This window comes from Fictibacillus sp. B-59209, from assembly GCF_036216745.1.
Lineage (GTDB): Bacteria > Bacillota > Bacilli > Bacillales > Fictibacillaceae > Fictibacillus_C > Fictibacillus_C marinisediminis.
In genome coordinates this window covers 1-22,940 of record NZ_JARMMC010000033.1, presented here as the reverse complement: position 1 = coordinate 22,940, position 22,940 = coordinate 1, and the positions used below count along the sequence as shown (strand labels likewise).

General features: G+C 44.5%; 26 protein-coding genes. 22 read left to right on the top strand and 4 right to left on the bottom strand.

From position 1 onward, the window contains the following. Nucleotides 1-99 precede the first annotated feature (99 nt). The 3 genes from ligA (at nt 100) to pruA (ending at nt 5,098) form a co-directional block, all read left to right on the top strand. The gene (gene ligA / locus P4361_RS20845; protein WP_328090830.1) at nt 100-2,109 is read left to right on the top strand and encodes an NAD-dependent DNA ligase LigA; all 2,010 of its coding nucleotides are present in this window, start codon (nt 100-102) and stop codon (nt 2,107-2,109) included. Nucleotides 2,110-2,151: 42 nt separating this feature from the next. Next, nucleotides 2,152-3,351, top strand: a complete 1,200-nt coding sequence (locus P4361_RS20840; RefSeq protein ID WP_062239167.1) for a CamS family sex pheromone protein — start codon at nt 2,152-2,154, stop codon at nt 3,349-3,351. A 199-nt stretch (nt 3,352-3,550) separates the two neighbouring features. Next, nucleotides 3,551-5,098 (top strand): L-glutamate gamma-semialdehyde dehydrogenase, encoded by a 1,548-nt coding sequence (gene pruA / locus P4361_RS20835; protein WP_053355989.1) that lies wholly within the window; start codon nt 3,551-3,553, stop codon nt 5,096-5,098. A gap of 43 nt (nt 5,099-5,141) precedes the next feature. Here the strand turns inward: pruA and P4361_RS20830 are convergent, their stop codons facing one another. Continuing rightward, nucleotides 5,142-5,828 carry an FHA domain-containing protein gene (locus tag P4361_RS20830; protein ID WP_328090829.1) on the bottom strand — a complete coding sequence of 229 codons (687 nt, stop codon included), beginning with the start codon at nt 5,826-5,828 and terminating at the stop codon, nt 5,142-5,144. Nucleotides 5,829-5,965: 137 nt separating this feature from the next. Between P4361_RS20830 and bla the strand changes: the two genes are divergently transcribed. Continuing rightward, on the top strand, nt 5,966-6,766 hold the full coding sequence (gene bla, locus P4361_RS20825; protein ID WP_328090828.1) for a subclass B1 metallo-beta-lactamase: 801 nt from the start codon (nt 5,966-5,968) through the stop codon (nt 6,764-6,766). 55 nt (nt 6,767-6,821) lie between these two features. On the opposite strand, the gene P4361_RS20820 is transcribed toward bla, so the two are convergent. Then, nucleotides 6,822-7,220, bottom strand: a complete 399-nt coding sequence (locus P4361_RS20820; RefSeq protein ID WP_062239161.1) for a DoxX family protein — start codon at nt 7,218-7,220, stop codon at nt 6,822-6,824. Nucleotides 7,221-7,402: 182 nt separating this feature from the next. Here P4361_RS20820 and P4361_RS20815 point away from each other — a divergent pair, with 182 nt between their 5' ends. The 8 genes from P4361_RS20815 (at nt 7,403) to P4361_RS20780 (ending at nt 14,711) form a co-directional block, all read left to right on the top strand. Continuing rightward, nucleotides 7,403-7,765: a DUF3905 domain-containing protein gene (locus P4361_RS20815; protein ID WP_328090827.1), complete on the top strand. Its 363-nt coding sequence runs from the start codon at nt 7,403-7,405 to the stop codon at nt 7,763-7,765. A 464-nt stretch (nt 7,766-8,229) separates the two neighbouring features. After that, a complete protein-coding gene (gene gatC, locus P4361_RS20810; protein ID WP_328090826.1) occupies nt 8,230-8,517 on the top strand; it encodes an Asp-tRNA(Asn)/Glu-tRNA(Gln) amidotransferase subunit GatC in 288 nt (95 codons plus the stop codon). A gap of 15 nt (nt 8,518-8,532) precedes the next feature. After that, the gene (gene gatA / locus P4361_RS20805; protein ID WP_328090825.1) at nt 8,533-9,990 is read left to right on the top strand and encodes an Asp-tRNA(Asn)/Glu-tRNA(Gln) amidotransferase subunit GatA; all 1,458 of its coding nucleotides are present in this window, start codon (nt 8,533-8,535) and stop codon (nt 9,988-9,990) included. A gap of 11 nt (nt 9,991-10,001) precedes the next feature. Further along, entirely contained in the window at nt 10,002-11,435 is a 1,434-nt protein-coding gene (gatB, locus tag P4361_RS20800) for an Asp-tRNA(Asn)/Glu-tRNA(Gln) amidotransferase subunit GatB (RefSeq protein WP_328090824.1), read from the top strand. Nucleotides 11,436-11,718: 283 nt separating this feature from the next. Further along, nucleotides 11,719-12,267 carry a hypothetical protein gene (locus P4361_RS20795; RefSeq protein WP_091008145.1) on the top strand — a complete coding sequence of 183 codons (549 nt, stop codon included), beginning with the start codon at nt 11,719-11,721 and terminating at the stop codon, nt 12,265-12,267. A gap of 14 nt (nt 12,268-12,281) precedes the next feature. Further along, on the top strand, nt 12,282-12,755 hold the full coding sequence (locus P4361_RS20790; RefSeq protein WP_328090823.1) for a hypothetical protein: 474 nt from the start codon (nt 12,282-12,284) through the stop codon (nt 12,753-12,755). A 211-nt stretch (nt 12,756-12,966) separates the two neighbouring features. Beyond that, complete coding sequence (locus tag P4361_RS20785) at nt 12,967-13,974, top strand: DUF6454 family protein (protein ID WP_328090822.1); 1,008 nt, start codon at nt 12,967-12,969, stop codon at nt 13,972-13,974. A gap of 131 nt (nt 13,975-14,105) precedes the next feature. Next, nucleotides 14,106-14,711, top strand: coding sequence for an NUDIX hydrolase (locus P4361_RS20780; RefSeq protein ID WP_328090821.1), 606 nt, complete (start codon nt 14,106-14,108; stop codon nt 14,709-14,711). Nucleotides 14,712-14,763: 52 nt separating this feature from the next. Here P4361_RS20780 and P4361_RS20775 read toward each other — a convergent pair whose 3' ends face one another. After that, nucleotides 14,764-15,156, bottom strand: coding sequence for a hypothetical protein (locus tag P4361_RS20775; RefSeq protein ID WP_053355980.1), 393 nt, complete (start codon nt 15,154-15,156; stop codon nt 14,764-14,766). Nucleotides 15,157-15,274: 118 nt separating this feature from the next. Between P4361_RS20775 and P4361_RS20770 the strand changes: the two genes are divergently transcribed. After that, nucleotides 15,275-15,505: a hypothetical protein gene (locus tag P4361_RS20770; protein WP_256227881.1), complete on the top strand. Its 231-nt coding sequence runs from the start codon at nt 15,275-15,277 to the stop codon at nt 15,503-15,505. Here P4361_RS20770 and P4361_RS20765 read toward each other — a convergent pair. Beyond that, a complete protein-coding gene (locus P4361_RS20765) occupies nt 15,502-15,999 on the bottom strand; it encodes an Hsp20/alpha crystallin family protein (protein ID WP_248251230.1) in 498 nt (165 codons plus the stop codon). The two genes, P4361_RS20770 and P4361_RS20765, sit on opposite strands and share 4 nt — an antisense overlap. 79 nt (nt 16,000-16,078) lie before the next feature. Between P4361_RS20765 and P4361_RS20760 the strand changes: the two genes are divergently transcribed. The 9 genes from P4361_RS20760 to P4361_RS20720 all read left to right on the top strand — a co-directional run bounded on the left by P4361_RS20760 (nt 16,079) and on the right by P4361_RS20720 (nt 22,687). Next, complete coding sequence (locus P4361_RS20760; RefSeq protein ID WP_328090820.1) at nt 16,079-16,342, top strand: hypothetical protein; 264 nt, start codon at nt 16,079-16,081, stop codon at nt 16,340-16,342. Between the two features lie 21 nt (nt 16,343-16,363). After that, entirely contained in the window at nt 16,364-16,597 is a 234-nt protein-coding gene (locus P4361_RS20755; protein WP_328090818.1) for a hypothetical protein, read from the top strand. Nucleotides 16,598-16,870: 273 nt separating this feature from the next. Beyond that, on the top strand, nt 16,871-17,374 hold the full coding sequence (locus tag P4361_RS20750; RefSeq protein ID WP_328090817.1) for a GNAT family N-acetyltransferase: 504 nt from the start codon (nt 16,871-16,873) through the stop codon (nt 17,372-17,374). Next, nucleotides 17,371-17,859, top strand: coding sequence for a DinB family protein (locus tag P4361_RS20745; protein ID WP_328090816.1), 489 nt, complete (start codon nt 17,371-17,373; stop codon nt 17,857-17,859). The genes P4361_RS20750 and P4361_RS20745 overlap by 4 nt, the downstream gene beginning before the upstream one ends. Nucleotides 17,860-17,926: 67 nt before the next feature. Further along, nucleotides 17,927-18,541, top strand: coding sequence for a PH domain-containing protein (locus tag P4361_RS20740; RefSeq protein ID WP_053355973.1), 615 nt, complete (start codon nt 17,927-17,929; stop codon nt 18,539-18,541). Between the two features lie 243 nt (nt 18,542-18,784). Continuing rightward, the gene (locus P4361_RS20735; protein ID WP_328090847.1) at nt 18,785-19,597 is read left to right on the top strand and encodes an ABC transporter ATP-binding protein; all 813 of its coding nucleotides are present in this window, start codon (nt 18,785-18,787) and stop codon (nt 19,595-19,597) included. A gap of 68 nt (nt 19,598-19,665) precedes the next feature. After that, nucleotides 19,666-20,610 (top strand): iron-hydroxamate ABC transporter substrate-binding protein, encoded by a 945-nt coding sequence (locus tag P4361_RS20730; protein WP_328090815.1) that lies wholly within the window; start codon nt 19,666-19,668, stop codon nt 20,608-20,610. A 29-nt stretch (nt 20,611-20,639) separates the two neighbouring features. Beyond that, nucleotides 20,640-21,683: an iron ABC transporter permease gene (locus P4361_RS20725; RefSeq protein WP_328090814.1), complete on the top strand. Its 1,044-nt coding sequence runs from the start codon at nt 20,640-20,642 to the stop codon at nt 21,681-21,683. After that, nucleotides 21,680-22,687 (top strand): FecCD family ABC transporter permease, encoded by a 1,008-nt coding sequence (locus P4361_RS20720; RefSeq protein ID WP_053355970.1) that lies wholly within the window; start codon nt 21,680-21,682, stop codon nt 22,685-22,687. The genes P4361_RS20725 and P4361_RS20720 overlap by 4 nt, the downstream gene beginning before the upstream one ends. Nucleotides 22,688-22,940 lie beyond the last annotated feature (253 nt).

The window sequence follows — 22,940 nt, the reverse complement described above, 5'->3', positions numbered from 1 at the left end:
ACAAAAAGGAGCTGCTGAAGGTCAATTTTCGACTTTCAGGACAGCCCCTTATTCCATTAAAAAGCTGTACATTTAAGATCGATAAAGGAGTTGGAAAGTTTGAACGAAGAGCATGCGAGTAAAAGGGTACATGAATTGCGTGAACTCCTTGAAAAATACAGCTATGAATATTATGTTCTCGATAAGCCTACAGTTCCCGATTCAGAGTATGACAAACTGCTCCAGGAGCTGATCGAGCTTGAAAACAACCATCCGGAGCTGCGGGATGAGCATTCCCCGACAGTGAGGGTGGGAGGACAAGTCCTCGACTATTTCAGAAAAGTGCAGCACAAGGTTCCAATGCTCAGCCTTGGCAATGCGTTTAACGAGGAAGATCTGCGTGATTTTGACCGTCGGGTACGAAACGGAGTCGGTGACAACGTTTCGTACGTGGCAGAATTAAAAATTGATGGTCTTGCTGTGTCATTAACTTATGAAGAAGGCCGCTTTGTTCTTGGGGCTACCCGCGGTGACGGAACGACCGGTGAAGACATCACGAACAATTTAAAGACGATTCGTGCGATTCCCCTTCGCATCAAGGATAAGGACGTTTCTCTTGAAGTGCGCGGTGAGGCATACATGCCGAAGCGTTCATTTCAAAAGCTGAATGAAGCTCGCCAGGAAGAAGGCCAGGAGCTTTTTGCGAATCCGCGGAATGCAGCGGCCGGTTCCCTGCGCCAGCTCGATCCGAACATCGCCGGCAAGCGAAACCTTTCCATATTCGTATATGGAATTGGACAGCTTTCCGGGCATTCAGTCGATTCGCACAGCGAAAGCCTGAACTTCCTGAAGGACCTCGGTTTTAAAACGAACCCGGAATGGAAGCATTGCAAAAATATCGATGAAGTCGTGGATTTTGTCAGAGGCTGGGGGGAACGCCGACCGGATCTAGACTACGAGATTGACGGCATCGTCATAAAAGTGGATTCCCTTTATCAGCAGGAAGAGCTTGGTTTTACAGCGAAGAGCCCGCGGTGGGCCATCGCGTATAAGTTCCCGGCAGAAGAGGTCGTCACACGCCTTGAAGGAATTGAACTCAATGTGGGCAGAACAGGTGTTGTAACGCCTACTGCCCTTTTGTCTCCGGTAGTGGTTGCCGGAACGACGGTTAAACGTGCTTCATTACATAATGAAGACTTGATCCGGGAAAAGGACATTAAGATCGGCGATTATGTGATCGTGAAAAAAGCGGGAGACATCATCCCCGAAGTGGTAAACGTGATCGTTGACCGGCGAACTGGCGAGGAAGAGGACTTCCATATGCCGAAACACTGCCCGGAATGCGAAAGTGAACTGGACCGGCTGGATGGAGAAGTAGCTTTGCGCTGTCTGAATCCGCAATGCCCTGCCCAGATCCGTGAAGGGCTCATCCACTTTGTTTCCAGAAATGCCATGAACATTGACGGCCTGGGAGAGAAAGTCATCGCTCAGCTATTCCGGGAAAACCTCATACAGGATGTGGCAGACCTTTATAAACTAAAGAAGGAAGAGCTGCTGAAACTGGAGAGAATGGGTGAAAAGTCGGTTGACAACCTGCTGGATGCTATAGAAAAATCGAAAGAGAATTCTCTGGAACGTCTATTGTTCGGCCTCGGAATCAGGCATGTCGGTGCGAAGGCTGCAAAAACGATCGCCCAGGTATTTGAAACAATGGACCGGCTAAGTTCTGCTGCGAAAGAAGAACTGATCGCCATCGATGAAGTCGGTGAGAAAATGGCCGATTCGGTTGAGCTGTATTTCGATAAGCCGGAAGTGGCAGAGCTCATCACTGACCTGAAAGAATCCGGTGTGAACATGGAATACAAAGGGCCGCGTGTCGTCCGGGCAGAAGATGTGGATTCCTATTTTGCAGGAAAAACCATTGTGCTGACGGGTAAACTCTCGGTGCTGAACAGGAACGAAGCGAAAGAAAAACTGGAAACGCTTGGCGGTAAAGTGACCGGAAGCGTGAGCAAGAATACCGACCTGCTGATCGCAGGGGAGGATGCGGGATCCAAACTGGACAAAGCACAGTCCCTCGGAGTGGAAGTATGGTCTGAACAGCGATTTATCGAGGAGCTTGAAAAATAAAGAATAGCTCTGTTCCATCAAGTTTTATGGAGGAGTGTTACCATGATAAAGCGGATCAGCCTGATCCTGTTAAGCTCCCTTTTGATCCTGAGCGGCTGTATGAACAGAGACAAGCTGCAGAAGGAAGAGGAAGTTGTAAAGAAACAAGGGAAAACCGAAGAAAAAGCCATCATTACCGGGGAGATCAAAACCGGGGAAAAATATTACCGAAGCATTGTACCGTTTGAGCCAGGCGGTGCCCGCGGCTTAATCAAGTACGGTGTAGATAACCGCTTGGATATCAACGAGTTTGAACTCGGCCTCATGCGGATTGCTCAGGATAATTTCAGCACGGACAAGTATTACTACCAGGAGGGTCAATATCTGTCTTCCACGACCGTCAATAACTGGCTGAAGCGTGCGGACGAGAAGACTGAGAAGGATAATAAAACAGACATGGCCCAAAAAGGTCTTAACCCTGCTTTGGGGGTTAAGAAGGATGCTCCTTACAAGCAAGTAATGGCAGCAGAAGATAAACATCCGAAATACTTATCTTATGTGCTGGAGCAGAATTACCTTGTACAGAGCGGAAATGATAAAGTTAAACTCGGCGGTGTCGTTGTCGGTTTATCGTTTAACTCTACGTACTATTACAAGGCGACAGACAAGGCTGGCTTGATTTATAACGGCTCAAAGAAGCTGGACTCAAGTGATGTTTCCCGTGAAGCAAGAAAAATGGGGCAGCAGGTCATCCAGCGTATTCGCCAAAACCATGCACTGAAAAATGTTCCGATCACCATCGCTCTCTATCAGGAAGCGGAAAAAGAATCGGTCACACCAGGGCACTTTTTTGCATCGGCATCAGCCGGAGCGGGTAGTTCGCAACTCGGAAGCTGGGATAAGATTGACGACCGTTACTATTTATTCCCTTCAAAAGATGCGACCGCAGCAAAAAGGGATGATGCTGAGAAATTTAATAACTTCAAGACCAAAATTCAGGACTACTTCCCGAACTATGTAGGAGTAATCGGAAAGGCTCAATACCGGGACGGCAACCTGAACCGTCTGGACATCGATATCCCGATGCAGTTCCAAGGCAAAGCTGAAGTCATCTCGTTCACACAGTATGTTACCTCGTCGGTGATGAAGGAGCTTCCAAGCGTGCCGGTTACAATCAACATCCAATCTGCCGTCAATAAACCGGAAGCGCTCATCGTCCGGGATGACGGAAGCAGCGAACCGTTCGTGCATATTTATAGATAGTGCCAAAGACAGACCCATGAACATACAAGGGTCTGTCTTGTTTTATGTGCATAGTTATGAAATCCCTTGAAATAAAAGGGTTTATTGTTTATTTCTTATTATTCTGACTATTTTTCATTGTTTGAACTGTGGCACGAGTTTAGGGTAGAATAGACATGTTGAACAAATGAAAACGCTTAAGGGCATAGGAGGGGACAAAATGATTCGAGAATATAAACACGAACCATTTACGGATTTTTCAGTTAAAGAAAACAAGAAAGCTTTTGAGGAAGCTTTAGACCTTGTTAATTCACAGCTAGGCAAAGAGTATCCTCTGGTCATTGGCGGAGAACGCATCACCACTGATGAAAAAATCGTTTCTATTAATCCGGCCAATAAAGAAGAAGTCATTGGAACGGTTTCTAAAGCAAATAAAGATCTAGCAGAAAAAGCAATGCAAGTTGCGGTTTCTACGTTTGAAACTTGGAAAAAATGGGCGCCTGAAGCTCGTGCAAATATCCTTTACAGAGCTTCTGCAATTCTACGCCGCCGCAAGCATGAATTCTCTGCTTACCTTGTAAAAGAAGGCGGTAAACCATGGAAAGAAGCAGATGCTGATACAGCTGAAGCAATCGACTTCCTAGAGTTCTATGCTCGTCAAATGGAACTTATGAAAAACGGAGTACCGGTAAAAAGCCGTGAAGGTGAAATCAACCAATTCAACTACATCCCTTTGGGAGTAGGTATCGTGATTTCTCCATTTAACTTCCCGCTTGCGATCATGGCAGGAACAACTGTAGCTGCGATCGTTTCCGGTAACACAGTTCTTCTTAAACCAGCAAACAACACACCGGTTGTTGCAGCTAAGTTTGCTGAAGTGATGGAACAGGCTGGTCTTCCAGCAGGCGTATTGAACTTCATCCCAGGAAGCGGAGCAGAAGTGGGCGACTACCTGGTAGACCACCCGAAAACACGTTTCGTATCCTTCACTGGTTCCCGTGAAGTCGGCTGCCGTATCTACGAACGCGCAGCAAAAGTGCACCCTGGCCAAATCTGGCTTAAGCGTGTTATCGCTGAAATGGGCGGAAAAGACACAATGGTTATCGACAACAACGTAGATACAGATATGGCTGCTTCTGCGATTGTTTACTCTGCATTCGGTTTCTCTGGACAAAAATGTTCTGCAGGATCCCGTGCGGTCATTCACCAGGATGTGTATGATGAAGTTCTTGAAAAAGCAGTGGAGTTAACAAAATCTCTTCGTGTAGGAAATCCTGAAGATCTAGGAAACTACATGGGTCCTGTTATCGACCAAGCGGCTTACAACAAGATCATGAGCTACATCGAAATTGGAAGAACGGAAGGGAAAATCGCAGCTGGAGGAGAAGGCGACGACTCTAAAGGTTATTTCATCCAACCGACAATCGTAGCAGACGTGGAAGAAAAAGCACGTCTTATGCAAGAAGAAATCTTCGGACCGGTTGTGGCGTTCTGTAAAGCTCGCGACTTCGATCACATGATGGAAATTGCAAACAACACAGATTACGGTTTGACTGGAGCTCTAGTTTCCAATAACCGTGAGCACATCGAGCGCGCGAAAGAAGAATTCCACGTGGGTAACCTTTACTTCAACCGCGGATGTACAGGCGCGATCGTTGGATACCAGCCGTTTGGCGGATTCAACATGTCTGGTACGGACTCCAAAGCTGGTGGCCCAGACTACCTTCTTCTTCACATGCAAGCAAAAACAACTTCAGAGTTGCTTTAATAAAACAAAAACCCCTTTCAGCTTTGGCTTGAAGGGGTTTTTACTATATTTCTTTAGTCACTGCCATTACGAATCCTTTGCGTAAAACAGATTCAATCTGCAAGTAAGGAGTGAGTTTTTTACGAACACGGTAGATCAGGGAGTTTAACTCTTCAGAGCCAACATCGGGTACCCTGCCGTCCAGAAGACCTCTTTCACTCCAGGCATGCCGCTTAATTTCTTCTTTCGAAACAAACTGTCCGAGGGAAGAATACAGCAGTTTAAAACACTGAAACTCCTTATGTGAAAAGTGAATATCTTTTTGATGCACCCGTACTTTTTGCAAAAGCTCATGAATGTCAATGAAATCTTCAGTTGGTAGACGAAATGGTTTTACGGGATCCCAGTCCATGGTCTCCTGATCGTTTACGGTTATGTATTTCATGGAGATCATGCCATTGACGAGGGTGATCTGGTCACCGTTGCTCAAACCATATTCCTTTTGTGGAAGAAGTCGCATGCCATTTAGCCAGGTGCCATGTTTGCTGCCAAGATCAATCAGCATGGGTAAAGGTTTTTCACAATCGATCACACAATGCTGCCTGGATACGAGCGGGATATGAAATGCGATGCCGGGGGCAGGTTCGGAGCCGAATCTTCCGATGGAAATCTTTCTATTTAACGGCACAAATTCATTTTCATAAGGCTGTCCGCGCTCAATCAATAAGTGGAATTTTTCCAAAACGTCCATAGGTTCACCTTCTAATTATTCAAATATTCTTACTTTTGTTAGGGATTTGTCATTCCTGCTTCATTGAATGGAGGAAAGATAAGGAATACCATCAATAACATAGCAAGAAAATTAAAATTTAGGAAGGTAGGATGGTCATGAAAAAAAGAATCGTATTAAATGCTGCTCTCACCGGAATTATTGGATTAGGTGTAATCACTGCACCATTAATCGTGAACGCTCAAGCTCAGAAGCCATATACCCAAGCTGCTCATGTTCTAAAAACATATTCAAACAAATCAGGAACAGTCACTCTTACCGAAATCCAGCCGCACGTTTGGGTACATACGACGATCGGCGAATTTAACGGGGTGCCGGTTCCTTCGAATGGACTGCTGATGGAAACTTCCAAAGGCCTTCTGCTTGTTGATTCTTCATGGGACGATTCCCTTACCGGAGAACTGATGGATATGATTTCTCAGCATTTTAAAAAACCGGTGAAAAACGCGATCATCACTCATTCCCATCAAGACCGCATAGGAGGCATTAAAACGCTGAAGGAGCGGGGGGTTCATGTGTATACGACTCCTCAAACCGCAAAGCTTGGTGTTGAAAATGGCTATGAAGCTCCAGATCGTTTGCTGAATCCGGTACTGACTCACTTAAAGTTTGGGAACGTGAAGGCGGAAGCGTACTATCCTGGCAAGGGGCATACCGAAGATAACATTACGGTTTACTTTCCGCAGTACAAGCTCCTGGTCGGTGGCTGCCTGATCAAGTCGCAGGAAGCAAAAGATCTTGGGAATGTAGAGGATGCGGATGTTCAAGCGTGGCCAGTGTCCGTGCAAAACGTGATTGACCGATATTCTCAGGCGAGGACTGTTGTTCCAGGCCATGGAAACATAGGTGGAACCGGGCTTCTGTATCACACGATTGAGCTCCTGGAAAACAACAAGTAACTTTAAACCACAAAAAAACTGGCGGAAGCAGTTTCCGCCAGTTTTTCTTAATAAATTAGAACCAAAGTGCGTCTAAAGAGTAAGCGCCTGCTCCAGTAAGAGCTACACCTAATGCTACTGCGATGAGGATCAAGTTGTACTCATAGCCGCCTGATGTTGCCCAGAAGCCGTTGGGTCCGTGCACTTTTACGATGGCCATGAGCATAGTCACGATAATGGCAGCTGCACCGAGCCAAGTGACCAATCCTGCTGCGAACAATAGACCGCCGCCAAACTCAGCGAGCCCTGCAAAAAGTGCCATCGTGTAGCCTGGCTTAATACCGATGGATTCCAGCCAGCCGCCTGTTCCTTTCAGACCGTGGCCTCCGAACCAGCCAAACAATTTTTGTGTACCATGTGCCGCGAACGATAACCCGATCACGAGACGAATGATTAATAATCCTAAACTTAACATATAAGAACAACTCCTTGTTGAGATTTAATAACTTACTTTATGTAAGTATAATATAATATATGCTTACTTTTGTAAAGTATTTATCAAAAAAATTTTCTGCACCCGATTTTGGTGCCTTACTACATAGAATAGTGGCTTAAGGAAAAATTATGACTATATCTTAAGTTGAAGGAGAAAATAACGTGGCTGATCATAAAAACAATAAAGAAGAAAACAACCTGGAAAAGCCTTATATTGAAGAAACAATGCCTCATCAAGCGAGTTCGCCGTCATTCAAAGGAACAGGAATGAAAATGCAGCCTCCCTTTGTGAATGATTACGGTGTAGTCATCGGTGACAGTAAATACAATTCCGAAAACTCACCGCTCAATCACTGGAGCGAAGATACGGATCCGGAAATCATGGCAGGCGATCAGTGGGTTCATCCGACAAACGATATCGGCTGGAACACGGCAGAAAACCGTGATCTCATCGAGAAGAATGTTAAACCCAAAGAAGCCCCATTTACGCATCCTACAAAAGACACCAGCTTCCGGAAGGATTAAAATGGTGCCTGGCACCTCCATTACACAAGTGTCTAATCGCGGTGCCTGGCACTATATAAAAAAAGGCCTCTTTATAGAAATTACTTCAGCATTTTGAAATCATAAGAATAAATAGATTTTCTTTTACCTTTTCCTACTCTTTAAATTTTATGTCTCAATGGAGTATTGATTTGAAGTTTTCTCATTAAATCTTACTGTGTATAAATAATTATTTCTAAAGAACGTTTCCTCATTGTGTCGAACCCCATCTTTCAATATCCTGTGTTAACAGCAGCACTCCGTCCTGACCCGCTCCAGACGCTAGTATGTAATAATGCTTATGTTGGGAAGAAGCGTAATTTTAAGGTGCCAGGCACCCCTCTTACATATATGTCAAAACGTGGTGCCTGGCACCGGTTGCTTAGTAACTGCGATTTTTGTTATCATCTATATATTGTGAACGTACTGTTTTGGAGGTGGCAAGCTTGTCTCGAATTTCAAAAGACCAGGTAAAACACGTTGCCCATCTGGCCCGTCTTTCTGTCAGCGAAGAAGAAGTGGACATGTTTACGGAGCAGCTGGATGCAATTATCAGTTTTGCCGAAGAACTGAATGAACTTGATACAGAAAACATTGAACCAACAACCCACGTGCTTGAGCTGAAAAACGTGCTGCGCGAAGATACTGTGAAAGAATCGGTAACGCGAGAAGAAGCGTTGAAGAACGCCCCTGATCAAAGGGATGGACAGTTTAAAGTACCGAAGACGTTTTAGAGTAGGAGGCAGCACATGTCATTATTAGAGAAGAAAGTCTCAGAACTGCACAACCTGTTACATAAAAGAGAAGTAAGCGTGACGGATCTTGTTGATGCTTCATATGCCCGAATCGGCCAAGTGGAGGACAAGGTAAAAGCGTTTCTTACGCTGAATGAAGAACACGCCCGCATACAGGCGAAGGAGCTGGATGATGTTCTAGCTGGTTCTCCAGGAGAACGAATCCTTGCAGGCCTTCCGATTGCCTTGAAAGACAATATCTCTACAAAAGGACTCCGTACTACAAGCGGAAGCAAAATCCTTTCCAACTTTAATCCAATTTATGATGCAACAGTGGCCAGTCGTCTTTATGAGGCAGGCGCTATCACGATTGGCAAGCTGAACATGGATGAGTTTGCGATGGGATCTTCCAACGAAAACTCCGGCTACCATGTGACGAAGAACCCATGGAACACAGACTACGTGCCAGGCGGTTCCAGCGGAGGATCAGCAGCAACTGTTGCAGCGAGCGAAGTATTATTTTCCCTCGGTTCCGATACCGGCGGATCGATCCGCCAGCCAGCGGCATATTGCGGCGTTGTAGGATTGAAGCCGACATACGGACTTGTTTCCCGCTTCGGCCTAATTGCGTTTGCATCTTCCCTTGACCAGATCGGACCGATCACGCGTACGGTGGAAGATAACGCATACCTTTTACAGGCGATTGCCGGACATGATCACATGGACTCCACGTCAGCAAACGTCGATGTACCGGACTACTTGTCAGCCATTACTGGAGACGTTAAAGGACTTCGTATTGCCGTTCCAAAAGAATACCTGGCAGAAGGCGTTGATCCAGCAGTAAAAGAAAAAGTGCTTAAAGCGCTAAAAGTATTAGAAGGACAAGGTGCTGCGTGGGAGGAAGTATCGCTTCCGCATTCCAAATACGCGCTTGCGACCTACTATCTTCTGTCTTCATCAGAAGCATCCGCCAACTTGTCCCGTTTTGACGGCGTACGATACGGGGTGCGTTCGGATAACACCGAGAACCTCTTGGAGCTTTATAAAAACTCCAGAAGCGAAGGCTTTGGGGACGAAGTGAAGCGCCGGATCATGCTCGGAACGTTCGCCCTCAGCTCCGGATACTATGATGCTTACTATAAAAAAGCGCAAAAAGTCCGTACGCTGATCAAAAATGATTTTGAACAAGTGTTTAATAACTTTGATGTCATCATCGGGCCAACGACTCCGACGACTGCGTTTAAAATCGGAGAGAAAACGAACGATCCGTTAACGATGTATGCCAACGATATTTTAACCATTCCTGTAAACCTTGCGGGTGTGCCAGCCATTTCTGTGCCGTGCGGATTCTCAAACGGATTGCCGGTCGGATTGCAGATCATCGGAAAACACTTTGACGAAAGCACGATTTACCGCGTAGCTTCAGTCTTTGAACAGGCGACGGAACATCATAAAGCGAAACCGCAATTGTAGGAGGTGCAGGGATGAGCAAATTTGAAACAGTCATTGGATTAGAAGTCCACGTTGAACTTAAAACGAACTCTAAAATATTCTGCGGCTGCTCCACCGATTTCGGAGCGCCGTCCAACAGCCATACATGCCCGATCTGCCTTGGACATCCAGGCGTTCTGCCGGTCCTGAATAAACAGGCGGTCGATTTTTCAATGCGTGCGGCGATGGCATTGAACTGCCAAATTAACCGGGAGCAGCATTTTGACCGAAAAAACTATTTTTATCCGGACAATCCGAAAGCATATCAGATTTCCCAGCTTGATAAGCCGATCGGCGAGCACGGCTGGATTGAGATCGAAGTGAACGGCGAAAAGAAAAAAATTGGTATCACACGTCTTCACTTGGAAGAGGATGCAGGGAAACTAACGCATGCTGCTGACGGATCGTCTCTTGTGGACTTGAACCGCCAGGGCACGCCGCTGATGGAGATCGTGTCCGAGCCGGATATCCGTACACCGGAAGAAGCGTATGCGTACTTGGAAAAGCTGAAAGCGATCATCCAATACACGGGCGTTTCCGACTGTAAGATGGAAGAGGGATCATTGCGCTGTGACGCCAACATCTCGATCCGTCCTGTGGGGCAAGAGGAATTCGGCACGAAAACCGAGCTTAAAAACCTGAATTCCTTCGCTTTCGTGCAAAAAGGGCTCGAGTATGAAGAGAAGCGCCAGGAGGAAGAAATTCTGGGTGGCGGCGAAATCCTTCAGGAGACCCGTCGTTTTGATGAAAAATCTAATAAAACAATCCTCATGCGTGTAAAGGAAGGATCGGATGACTATCGTTACTTCCCAGATCCGGATCTTGTGAGTCTGAGTGTTTCTGAAGAATGGATCGAGCATGTCCGCGCTGAGATTCCTGAGCTTCCGGATGCTCGTAAAGCGCGCTATGTATCAGAGTTCGGTCTTCCTGCTTATGACGCAGGCGTTCTGACAGCATCGATCAAAATGGCTGATTTCTTTGAAGAAGGAATGAGGGAGAAAGCGGATCCGAAATTGCTTTCCAACTGGCTCATGGGCGAAGTGAGTGCCTTCTTGAACACAGAGTCCAAAGAAATCGGCGAAACACCATTAACACCGAGCAACCTCGCTAAAATGATCAAGCTCATTGAAGACGGCACGATCTCATCTAAGATCGCGAAGAAAGTCTTTAAAGAGATGATCGAGAATGGCGGCGATCCCCAAACGATTGTTAAGGAAAAAGGCCTCGTGCAGATTTCCGATGAAGGCGCCATCCGTGAGTTTGTTGTGGCTGTCCTTGACCGCAATCCGCAGTCCATCGAGGACTTTAAGAACGGAAAAGACAAGGCCATCGGCTTCTTAGTCGGCCAGGTCATGAAAGAGACCAAAGGAAAAGCAAATCCGCCATTGGTTAACAAATTGATCGCAGAAGAATTGAAGAATCGTTAATTGAAAGGCTGTCGGACGTTGTGTCCGGCAGTTTTTTTGTGTACTGGGGTGTGGAATTGAGCGTAAATGAAGATAATTGAGCGGAACGGAGATTAATTGAGCCTAATTAAATATAATTGAGCCAAACTCTTAATTAATTGATCCATTCTCGTTATTCAGACTTTTCTACCTCGATAATTAACTTTTGTTGTATACAAAAAACGTCGAAACTTGCGTCCGAAGCTTGTCCGGCTGACTGTGAAATAATGGTATGATTTGAGTAACAGAATCGGGGGTGGAGTTCATGAGAAGAGCCGGTGTTCTTGCGGCTGGATTGCTTTTGACTGTTTTGACGTCTTGCCAGGGGTCCATGCTGGTTGATGGTGAGCTGAAGCTGGACATGCATTCGAAAGGGCATTACCCACGGTCGTACAAGCCGGTTTCTATTGAAAAAACGGAAGATGTTATTCCTTTTAAAGCACATCTGCCAGAGTTCATTCCGTATAAGTACGAGAAACCGAAAATCGTCATTACGGATTGGGGAAAGAAAAAGAAGCTGCAGCTTGAAACGGAGTACGCACGAAAAGATCAGAAAACCGAGAAGGGATTCATCGCCCTTAAAATTTTTAACCATAAAAATCTGGTGAGTGAACTCATTAAAAATAAAAAATACGAAGATACCCTCGAGCTTGAAGACGGGACAGAAGCCTATTTCGCTTACTTTGGAAATTACGCCGAACTATTTTGGCTGGCAGATGAGGAAGAATACGATCTCCGGCACATGTTTGCCAATGAATACAGTGAGAAACAGGTCAAAAAAGAGCTGTTGAGGATCGCAAATTCGATGAATTAAAAGGAGTACAGCCTATGAAGGTGTTTAAAAGCGTTCCATTATTCATCGCCTGTCTGATGGCCTTCCAGTTTTTCTTGACGAGTCCTGCTTCTGCCAGCTGGGCAACCTCTTTCGTCGTCTGGGATCACTACGCTTATGTCATCAGTGACGAATACGTGGATCAGGTGGACAAAGAGATCGGACAGGTAACAAAGTACTCAGATCAGGAAGGAACCTATTCCGGCAACTTTTCCAATGAGTATAAAAAGGGCACAAAATATTTCGCCATCCACGGCATCAGCACCGATAAGGCGATAGCCGTTCAAGAACCGGATGGAAAATACAGAAAAGCTGTTAGAGACCATAAGTACAATACAGACAAAGCAGCAAATGTTATGGAACAAATAGCAGCAAATCAGTGGATCAATTTTGTGGTACTAGTGGCTGGGGCAGCTGTCGTCTTCTATTCTTTCAAATCATTAAAAGGTAAATTTAATCGAGAAGAGTGAAATCACAATTATAATGAGACTGACTCAAATTGAGTCAGTCTTATGTTTTTATAAAGGTATTTTTAACTATGTAAATCCTCTATGAAGTTTAGGTAAAACTTAAAGGAAACACCTATAATTCCTTTTTTATTTACGTTATTGTTGGTCAAGAAAGCTAGTTACATTAATTTTCATAATCAATGGCATCATCAAGCTTAATAGGAGGCTTATTATGAACAAAAAAATAATTACGGCTGCATCCGTATTGCTTATTTCGTCAGGTTTAATGGCTTTTCATCCTTTCAATTCTAAAGATACTGAGGCTTTTGCGGTCTCTAGCAGTGCCAAAGCAGCCACCACTTCTTCTGCAAATGATAATGGAAAGCAAAATATATCTGACCAGTTTGAGAAAATCAGCAGAGACACAAAATGGCAACAAAAAGAAAAGATTGATCTGCAATTTAATAACTATCATTCACAAGGTATGGTTAAGGTTGGGGACCTTTTTTATATGTCTGCCGTTCAGATTATCGAAAAGCCTGTTAAATATGGCAAGATCGTGGACGGTTATGACCGTTCTCCAGGTAAAGGGATAGGCCACCTTTTTGTGTTTACGAAAGAAGGAAAGCTTGTAAAAGACATCAAACTGGGTGAAGGGAACATGTATCATCCTGGCGGTATCGATTTTGATGGGAAAAATATCTGGGTATCTGTTGCTGAATACCGCCCCAACAGCCATTCCATCGTCTACAAAGTGGATCCTAAAACAAAGGATGCCAAAGAAGCCTTCCGTGTTCAGGATCATATCGGAGGAATGGTACGAGACGGTCAAAGTGGAAAAATTATAGGAAATAGCTGGGGTTCCCGCAAGTTCTATGAGTGGAATGAACAAGGAAAGCAGCTGGCTAAGAAGGAAAATACCAGTCATTTTATTGATTACCAGGACGGTCATTATGCAGGAAACGGAAAAATGATCTTAAGCGGAATAGCTGAGCTGCCTGATCCAGCAAATAGTAATACCAAGCCTTATGAATTAGGCGGAGTCGCTTTGGTGGACATGAAAACTCTAGATACCATCCACGAAGCACCAATCACTGAATTTTCTCCACAAGGACATGTGATTACTCGGAATCCTGTATTCATGGAAAATGCCGGTCAAGAGCTTCGCCTATATGCTGTTCCTGATGATGACAACGGCTCCTTGCTGGTTTATGAAACAAACAATCTTAATGAGAACTAATTTGTTTAAAAAAAGAGAGACACTATCCTTTTCGAGTGATGGTGACTCTCTTTTTTTCTCCTTATTTGCAGGAAAACAATCTTGAAACATTGAAAGATGGAACGACTAATATTTTTGAAGGAGTAATAAAAATGGACAGTGAAATAGTAAGGATATTTGATGAGAATATGAAATGTATCGGAAAGAAAACAAGAGGAGAAGTACATATATCTGGAGATTGGCATGAAACCTTTCATTGCTGGTTTACGATAGTAGAAAAGAATGAGTGTTATGTACTCTTCCAAAAAAGAGCTGAAGTAAAGAAAGATTACCCTGGTCTTCTGGATATCACTTCGGCTGGACATTTATTGGCAGAAGAGGATGTAAGGGAAGGAACAAGGGAAGTAGAGGAAGAATTAGGGGTATCTATTAAATTTAAGGACCTGATTCCGCTTGGAATTATCAAAGGTGAGATAAAACTAGAACAAATATGGGATCGGGAAATATGTCATGTGTTTTTGTATGAATGCAGGCTATTACCTGAATTTAAACTTCAAGAAGATGAAGTAGATAGCCTTTATAAAATTAGATTAGATGATGTAATGAATCTGTTTGAAGGCACAGTAACTGAAATAACTGCAACGGAAATAAGCAAACAAAATAGCAAAATAGTAAATAAAGCAAGCTTTGTTGGATTGGATTCATACTATGTAAACGTTTTTGAACGGATAAAAAGCAAGATAAATAGAGGAGAGTAAAAGGCAGCGTACAGCAGGCAAAGGACGGAATAGATCATCTATCCAGTCCTTTTTACGGCTTTCTGCCCTTGATGGAATAGCTCGGCACGTTCTGTTTCTTTTGGTGGACTTTTTCTTTTTTCTGCCCCATCTTCATCATGGCGTTCTCCGTCATTTTGGCCTGGTCGGCTTCCTCCTGCAAGGTCATGCCGCGGCCATAGTTGGCGCCGATGTTCAGCTTGCCTTTGAGATCCTTGATGCCCAGGTTGGCGAAGTTGTTGCTCAGTTCGTATTTATCAATTCTTAGAGTTTCGATGTTGATATGTTCAATGACAACAGGGGGTCCATTGTTGTCTTTTTTCATTTCGGCGAGCTCATTCTGGAGTTGTTTTAAATGCAGGTGGATTTCTTCCATATTCTTATCATGATTTGTAAGGGCGTTGAGTATGGTTTTAAAAAAAGGCATAAGCTACCCCACGCTTCCATTCAGCATTATACGTACCGGCTTGTACTTTATTTTATGAATAAAAAAGGAGAACATGTCTGTTTTCTCCTACTCCATGCACAGAAAGGAATGAACCTTGATGAATTTTTCATCATCTGAACTGAATCTTGGATTTCTTGACGTTAACAAGATGGGCAACCAATGCAAGCTTTCGTTCGGCCAGACGGTGCGAAGCAGGGTGTACAATACGACGAAAAAAACGCAGTCCTTTGGCGAAAGCAACGGTGATTTTGGCCAGCATAACTGCGAAAGATGCAGGGTGAATGATAATGATTTCGTGGATGGGCCAACGGAAAACAAGAGGTGCTAATCGATCCGGATGTTTCGTTCAGGTGTGAGATTTCGCATGATCCGAACCTCCAGCACACCGTTAAAAAAACGGGCGGCAGTGCGAGTTTCATTAATTAGTTCAGGAAGCTGGATGGTCCGCTCAAAATGGCCGTTCGCCCGTTCTGCCCGTATGACGGTGGCATCCTTATACGGAGAGTGAAGCACACCCTTGATTGTCAGTTTATTGGCTGCCATCGAAAGGCTGACATCTTCTTTACGGATACCTGGAAGATCAATGACCACCATCCATTCCCGGTTGTTTGTGTAGATATCAACCTTGGGGAAATCCTCTTGAGGGGATGGTGCGTTCTGGTTAGGCTGAAAATGATTGTAACGCGTACGTGATTCTGGCTGTCCATTCACCTGGCCTGCCATCTGCTGTCCCGGTGAACCATCGAAAATACTGTTCCAAAAATCATTTCCCTGTACCTTTTGCGCAAGCTCCAGCCACTGTTTCAATTTATCGACGTCCATGCATTGCCACCTCCGGGATTCAAGCAAACATAATTACAGGGAACAAACATATATTTAGGGGAAAAGGAGGGAGAAATTAGTGGGTTCACCTTCTATAGTTATAAATATTTTTCTTTTTAAAATTAATTCCTTTGAAAATGCGTCGGCGGTGAATATCGGGGAGAATTACTTGTCTGACTGGCATAACTCCGACAAAAAAAATCAGGGATTTGGCCAAAGTTTTGGGGATGATGCGCGGTTCTGTGGAAATGAAAATTCGGTTGATGACAGAGATGCGGTCGATTCGCCGGTCACACAGTCTTCCTATGGCCGGGAGATTCCTTCGCTAATTGAGAAGATATAAAACGGCAGCAGGAGGTTCACGATGCTCTTTTCACCTATGGTCGTAAACATGCTTGGATTTAAAGTGAACTCGATGGACCGGTCAGCTACGCTGAGCTTTGGGCCGATCCAGCAGCTCGACCTGTTCAGCTCCAATAAAATTAACCAGGGATTCGGGGAGGACAACGGTGATCTTACCGTCGTCAACCTGCCGATCATCTGGGTAGCTGATCAGGATGTCATCGATGCAGCATCCGTTAAGAACAGTGTGCTTTGATTATTGAGGGCGTGCGGGCCTGGAGAGCTTGCATGCTTTTTTTATTTGGTTATTTGGTGCCAGGCACCAGCATTACACAGATGTCAAAAGTCGGTGCCAGGCACCAAAAAAGAACATCAATTCCCCTCCTCGCTTAGCATAATTTGTCTTTTTCTGCCTGAAGTTAAAGGAATCTCCATAGAAGAGGAGAATGTAAGAAGGGGGAATAACGTGGTGTCAGGCACCGCAATAACAACGGTGCCTGACACCACCAAGAAAAAGGGGGGATGTTCAATGAACATTACACTCGAAAGAATTCCGTTAGAGAAGAAGCCTGTGCTCAGGCAGATGCTTGAGCTGTATCGCTATGACTTCAGTGAATTTGATGGATCAGACCTCAGTAAGGAAGGCCGATACGGATACACTTATCTGGATGCATACTGGGAGGAAGAGGGCCGTTATCCGTTCTTTATTAAAGCGGGTGAACATTATGCAGGTTTTATCCTGGTCCGCAAAAACCAGGGCATCTACCACATATCCGAATTCTTCATCCTGAAGAAGTACCGCAAACAAGGAATCGGTAAAGAGGCCGCATTTACCGCATTTAATCAGTTCCCGGGGGACTGGGACATTGCCCAGATTCCACAGAACAAACCGGCGCAGGCCTTTTGGACGAGCATCATCCATGATTACACCAACGGCAATTTTACCGATCAGTTTTCAGATAAAGACAATGTGCGTTTTCAAACGTTTAGTTCAGTCTCAAATCAATCGCTTATGAAGGAGGCAACACAATGAATGCAAAAGAACTTTTGCTGAATCAGTTTGAAGCTTTTCAAAACAATCACTGGTTTGTTTCACTGGAAAACTCACTCGTCGGATTGACCGATGAACAGGCTGCCTGGAAAGAAACGCATGAAAGCAACTCCATCCGTGAGATCGTCAACCATCTGATCTATTGGAATCAGCGCTACCTGGACCGTTTCACCGGAGAAAGTCCATCTACGGCCAAAGTAGAAAACGATCAAACGTTTGAAGACATGAACGGAGAATGGGACTGGAAGAAGACGGTCGACCGTTTAAAAGAGGTCATGGCCCAGTGGCGTACAGCGATTGAAGAAAGTGAAGAAGAACGCTTTGATGAAGGTGCTTATGAAGACAGGCATGAAGAGTGGGGAAGCGTCATCGCCAACCTTACGATCCATACCGCCTATCATACGGGCCAGATTCTTTACGCACGGAAAAAGCAAGGCAGCTGGAATGTGGAGAACGGCGTCCACTAAAAACGAAACTTTTTACGAAGTGTTATCGTATATAGTGTAAATGAAAACATAAGGAGAGTAAGAGGATATGTTAAAACGCTTAGCTTCAGATGCACTCGGATTAAGTGATGTAGGGAGCGTCATCAAGCCTGCAGACTATGACAAGGTGGATGCCGACGATTACGTGTTCCATGAAGATAACGAGAAAATCTACTTTCTTATTAAATCTAAAACCGATGAGTACTGCTTTACGAACCGTGCGCTGATCCATTTGGATGGAACGAGCGCGATCAGCAAAAAACGCTTGCTCCACCGATACAGCTACAGCGAGAACACCATTTCCAACGTTTCATTGGAAACCGCAGGAACCGTGGATCTCGATGTTGAAATCAAGTTTGTCATCGGCTCTGTACCTTTTTCCATCGATGTTCACAAAAAGCATATCGAGGAGCTGAAGGATCTCTACAAGTCTCTTAGCAAAATCGCTGAGATTGCTCACGAGAACGAATTCGCCCTGCAGTATGCCCAGCAGAGCATCAACCTTGCTTCGACCACACTCAGCCGCATCACAAGCAAGGAAGACCAGCTCGTGGATAACTTCAACCAGTTGAACGATGCTGCCTTCACATGGCTCATGGAAAGCAGAAAAGAGTATCATGTAAAAGATTATGGCAATGTTTTTGAGAAGTATATTAATAATTAATAGACCACTAAAGACAGGCTGCACCTTGCAGCCTGTTTTTTCTATGAAAAAAGACATAAAATATTTCAAAAATATGTTTTTTTTATTGTCAGAAGTGTGGATCTGATCTCGATGTTTTCGAAAAAACCTATTGACACTCCCTCAATAATTCAATAAAATGAAAACGATATTGATAATCATTTTCAATTAAGTCGCATAACAGCTTTATATAAATTGATTAAATGTTTAAAAGGAGGGTGAATGATGTCCAGGCTGTATGCTGAGAATTTGAAGATTGCTTATGGTGAGCGAGACATCGTCAAAAATCTGAACATCTCCATTCCGGATGGGAAAATTACGACGATTATCGGTCCAAACGGCTGCGGAAAATCAACGGTCTTGAAAACGTTGTCGCGTATATTGAATCCGAAATCCGGCGTTGTTTATCTTGATGGTAAAGGCATCAGTAAAGAATCAACGAAGAAAATCGCTCAAAAGATGGCAATTTTGCCGCAGTCTCCAGATTCACCAGAAGGACTTACGGTTGGTGAGCTCGTTTCTTACGGAAGATTTCCTTACCAAAAAGGTCTTGGAAAACTTACGAAAAGAGATTTCGAGGTGATCGACTGGGCTCTTGAGGTTACAGGAATTTATAAGTTTAAGGATCGCCCGGTAGATGCACTCTCAGGCGGCCAGCGCCAGCGTGTATGGATTGCAATGGCATTAGCCCAAGAAACAGATATTATTTTGCTGGATGAGCCGACTACATATTTGGATCTGTCACATCAGTTAGAGGTACTCGAGCTGTTAGAGCAGCTGAATCGTGATGAAAAGAGAACCATTGTGATGGTCATTCATGATTTGAATCATGCTGCACGGTTTGCTCACCATATGGTTGCTATGAAAGACGGTGCTATCCTAAAAGAGGGAACTGCTGAAGATGTAATGACACGTCAGGTCCTTCGAAATGTTTTCAATATCGATGCTGAGATTGGTGTGGATCCGAGAACAAGGAAGCCCGTATGTCTAACATATGATCTCATCAAAAGTGTTCAATTAGTAGAGAGCTTGGCGTAATCAATCGCCTTTCTTTTTTACAGTTAAATGAGAATGATTTTTATTTTCAAATATAGGGGGATACAAAATTGAATCAACATACAAAGAAACTTTTAGTTAGCTTTATGACAATGCTTTTAGTAATTGCACTTGCCGCATGTGGTAATAAATCAGAAGAAGCCGCGAGCTCTGGTGAAAAAGATTCAAAAAAAGAAACAAGGATTTATAAAGGTGAAAAAGGTGACGTTGAAGTTCCGGCTGAGCCAAAACGCGTCGCAATGATGGCTGCTACATATGCAGGTAACTTGCTGGACTTAGGGATTACACCAATAGCAGTAAATGAATATCCGAAACAAAATAAATTTTACGGCAACAAACTGGACAAAGCAGAAGTTGTTACGGCTGATTCTTATGAAAAGCTTCTAGAACTAAATCCTGACCTGATCATTACGTATTCGGATGATAAGAACATTAAGAAATATAAAGAAATTGCTCCAACTGTTACCATGACGTACGACAAGTACGACTACTTGGAACAGCATGTTGAAATCGGAAAAATGGTTGGGAAAGAAAAAGAAGCAAAAGCTTGGGTAGAAGAGTGGAAGAAAAAAGCTGCAGATGCACGTGAAAAAGTTAAATCCGCTATCGGAGAAGACAAAACGTTTATGGTTATGGAAGCTTACGGTAAAGATATGTATGTCTATGGCAAAAACTGGGGTCGTGGAACAGAAGTCATCTACCAGGCTCTTCAACTAAAAGCGCCTGCGAAATTAGAAAAGGATGTTTTCGGACCTGGCTGGAAAGCGATCTCTACTGAAGTGATCCCAACATACGCTGGAGACTATATTTTTGTCGGAACAGGTGCAGGCAACCCGGACAACTCATTCATGAAGTCAAATGTATGGAAAGAGCTTCCAGCGGTTAAAAACGGTCATGCGATTAAGTTCGATTCTGAATCATTCTACTTCAATGACCCGATTTCTCTTGAAAAAGAACTGGACTTTATTGTTAACGAGTTAACGAAAAAGAAATAAGAAAGCTTCTATAAAAAAGGAAATCCGCCATGTTCAAAACAAAAATCAAGCAGATAAAAGATAATAAAGTGTATTCGAGGCCGGCAGTGGGTACAGCCATTTTACTGATGGGATTCGCTCTTCTGATGGTGAGTATTGGTCTTGCGATTTCAGTTGGTGCCGCTAAAATTAATTTTCTTACCGTATGGAATTCTATATTAAACTATGATCCTGGCAGGGAAGTTGATCGCATTATTGTCAGTCTCCGGTTACCAAGAGAGCTGGGTGCAGCTGTTGTTGGTGCGGCATTTGCTGTCAGCGGGGCAATCATGCAGGGGATGACACGAAATCCCCTTGCAGATCCTGGTTTATTGGGTTTGAACGCTGGTGCAAGCTTAGCTCTTGCTTGTGTGTTTGCTTTCGGCACAGGTGCAAACTATGTAACAGTGATGATTATTTCCTTTATCGGTGCGGGAATTGGTGCAGGACTTGTGTTCGGATTAGGCTCCATGAGCAGAGGGGGGCTATCCCCAATCCGAATTACGCTGGCAGGTGCCGCTGTTTCTGCACTGCTTTCTTCGTTAGGAGAAGGCATAGCTCTATACTTTAAGCTTTCTCAAGATCTTGCTTTTTGGACAGCAGGCGGGGTTTCAGGAACAAATTGGACTCAGCTGAAAATCATCGTACCGGTCGTCATAATTGGTATTGTGGTTGCTGTTATGTTTTCAAGGCAGTTAACCATTCTGAGCTTTGGTGAAGAAGTGGCGAGGGGTCTTGGACAGCGTACGCTGGTAACGAAGGCTGTACTGATGACTGTTGTGCTGATCCTTGCTGGTGCAGCAGTATCGCTTGTAGGAGCAATAGCATTTGTCGGTTTGATGGTTCCACACATTGTACGCTTCTTGGTTGGAACGGATTATCGCTGGATCATACCATGCTCAGCAATATTTGGAAGTGTGCTGATGGTTTTGGCAGATACATTGGGCCGAACGGTAAATGCTCCATATGAAACGCCAGTTGGGGCGATCGTTGCTATGGTCGGCGTACCGTTCTTCCTTTACCTTGCGAGAAGGGGAGGAAGAAAACTTTCATGATGAACGCGAGACAGATCAAGAAGATAAGAATGACGACGATTGCAGCGATTGTTTTATTAATAGCCATGTTTATCATTAGTGTCGCTGCAGGATTTGCGTCATTAACTCCTGCAGAGCTCTTTCGGACGATCATCGGACAAGGTACACCGAGGGAGAACCTTATTTTGTTTGAGTTCAGGCTGCCGCGGATATTTGTTGCTATCCTTGCGGGGATGGGACTCGCGGTGTCTGGTGCTATTCTGCAAAGTATTACAAAGAACCCGCTTTCAGATCCTGGTATCTTGGGTATTAATGCTGGTGCCGGTCTGATGGTCGTTGTCTATATCATGTTCTTTACGGTGGAAACATCGAGTTCCCTGTACATACTGCCTCTTTTTGCATTGGCGGGTGGAATGGCAACAGCAGCTGTCATCTATAGTATGTCTTACATAAAAGGTGAGGGCGTTGAACCAACAAGGCTAGTATTAGTGGGGGTTGGTTTGGCTGCGGCCCTTTATGGTGCGACGTTGACACTGTCGACGCGATTGGATATGGAAGACTACTCGTTCATGGCCAATTGGATGGCCGGCAGAATATGGGGTGATGATTGGACGTTTGTACTGTCATTACTGCCGTGGATTCTGATTCTCATTCCTCTCACGATGTATAAATCCAATGTGCTGAACATGCTGAACTTTCATGAGAATGTTTCAATTGGCGTTGGAGTGAATACTGGCAGAGAACGAATTGTCCTAATCTTGATTGCTGTTTCGCTTGCTTCGGCATCCGTGGCTGTCAGCGGGGGAATTGCCTTTGTTGGGCTTTTGGCTCCTCATATTGCAAGATCACTCGTCGGGCCTCGCCATCAAGCCTTTCTTCCGGTTGCGGCATTGATCGGATCAATCTTGCTTCTTACGGCAGACACAATTGGCCGAGTAATACTGGATCCAAGTGGTATTCCAGCTGGAATTATCGTAACCATTATCGGTGCCCCATATTTCATGTATTTATTGGCGAAAAAATAGTAATAAGAGTATTGAAATAAAAAGGGGCTGTCCTGAAAGTCGAAAATTGACCTTCAGGCAGCTCCTTTGACGTGAAAAATCTTCAATGAAAAGTTGATTGGAGTGCAAGGTGCGAGACTCCTGCGGGACTAGCGTGACAGGTGAGACTCCCGCAGGCGCTTGCGCCAAGAGGCTCACCGCACGCCCCGCGGAAAGCGAGCAGCCTGGAGCGGAGATCAACAGCTACCAGACTTCTTGGACAGCCCCTTTGTTT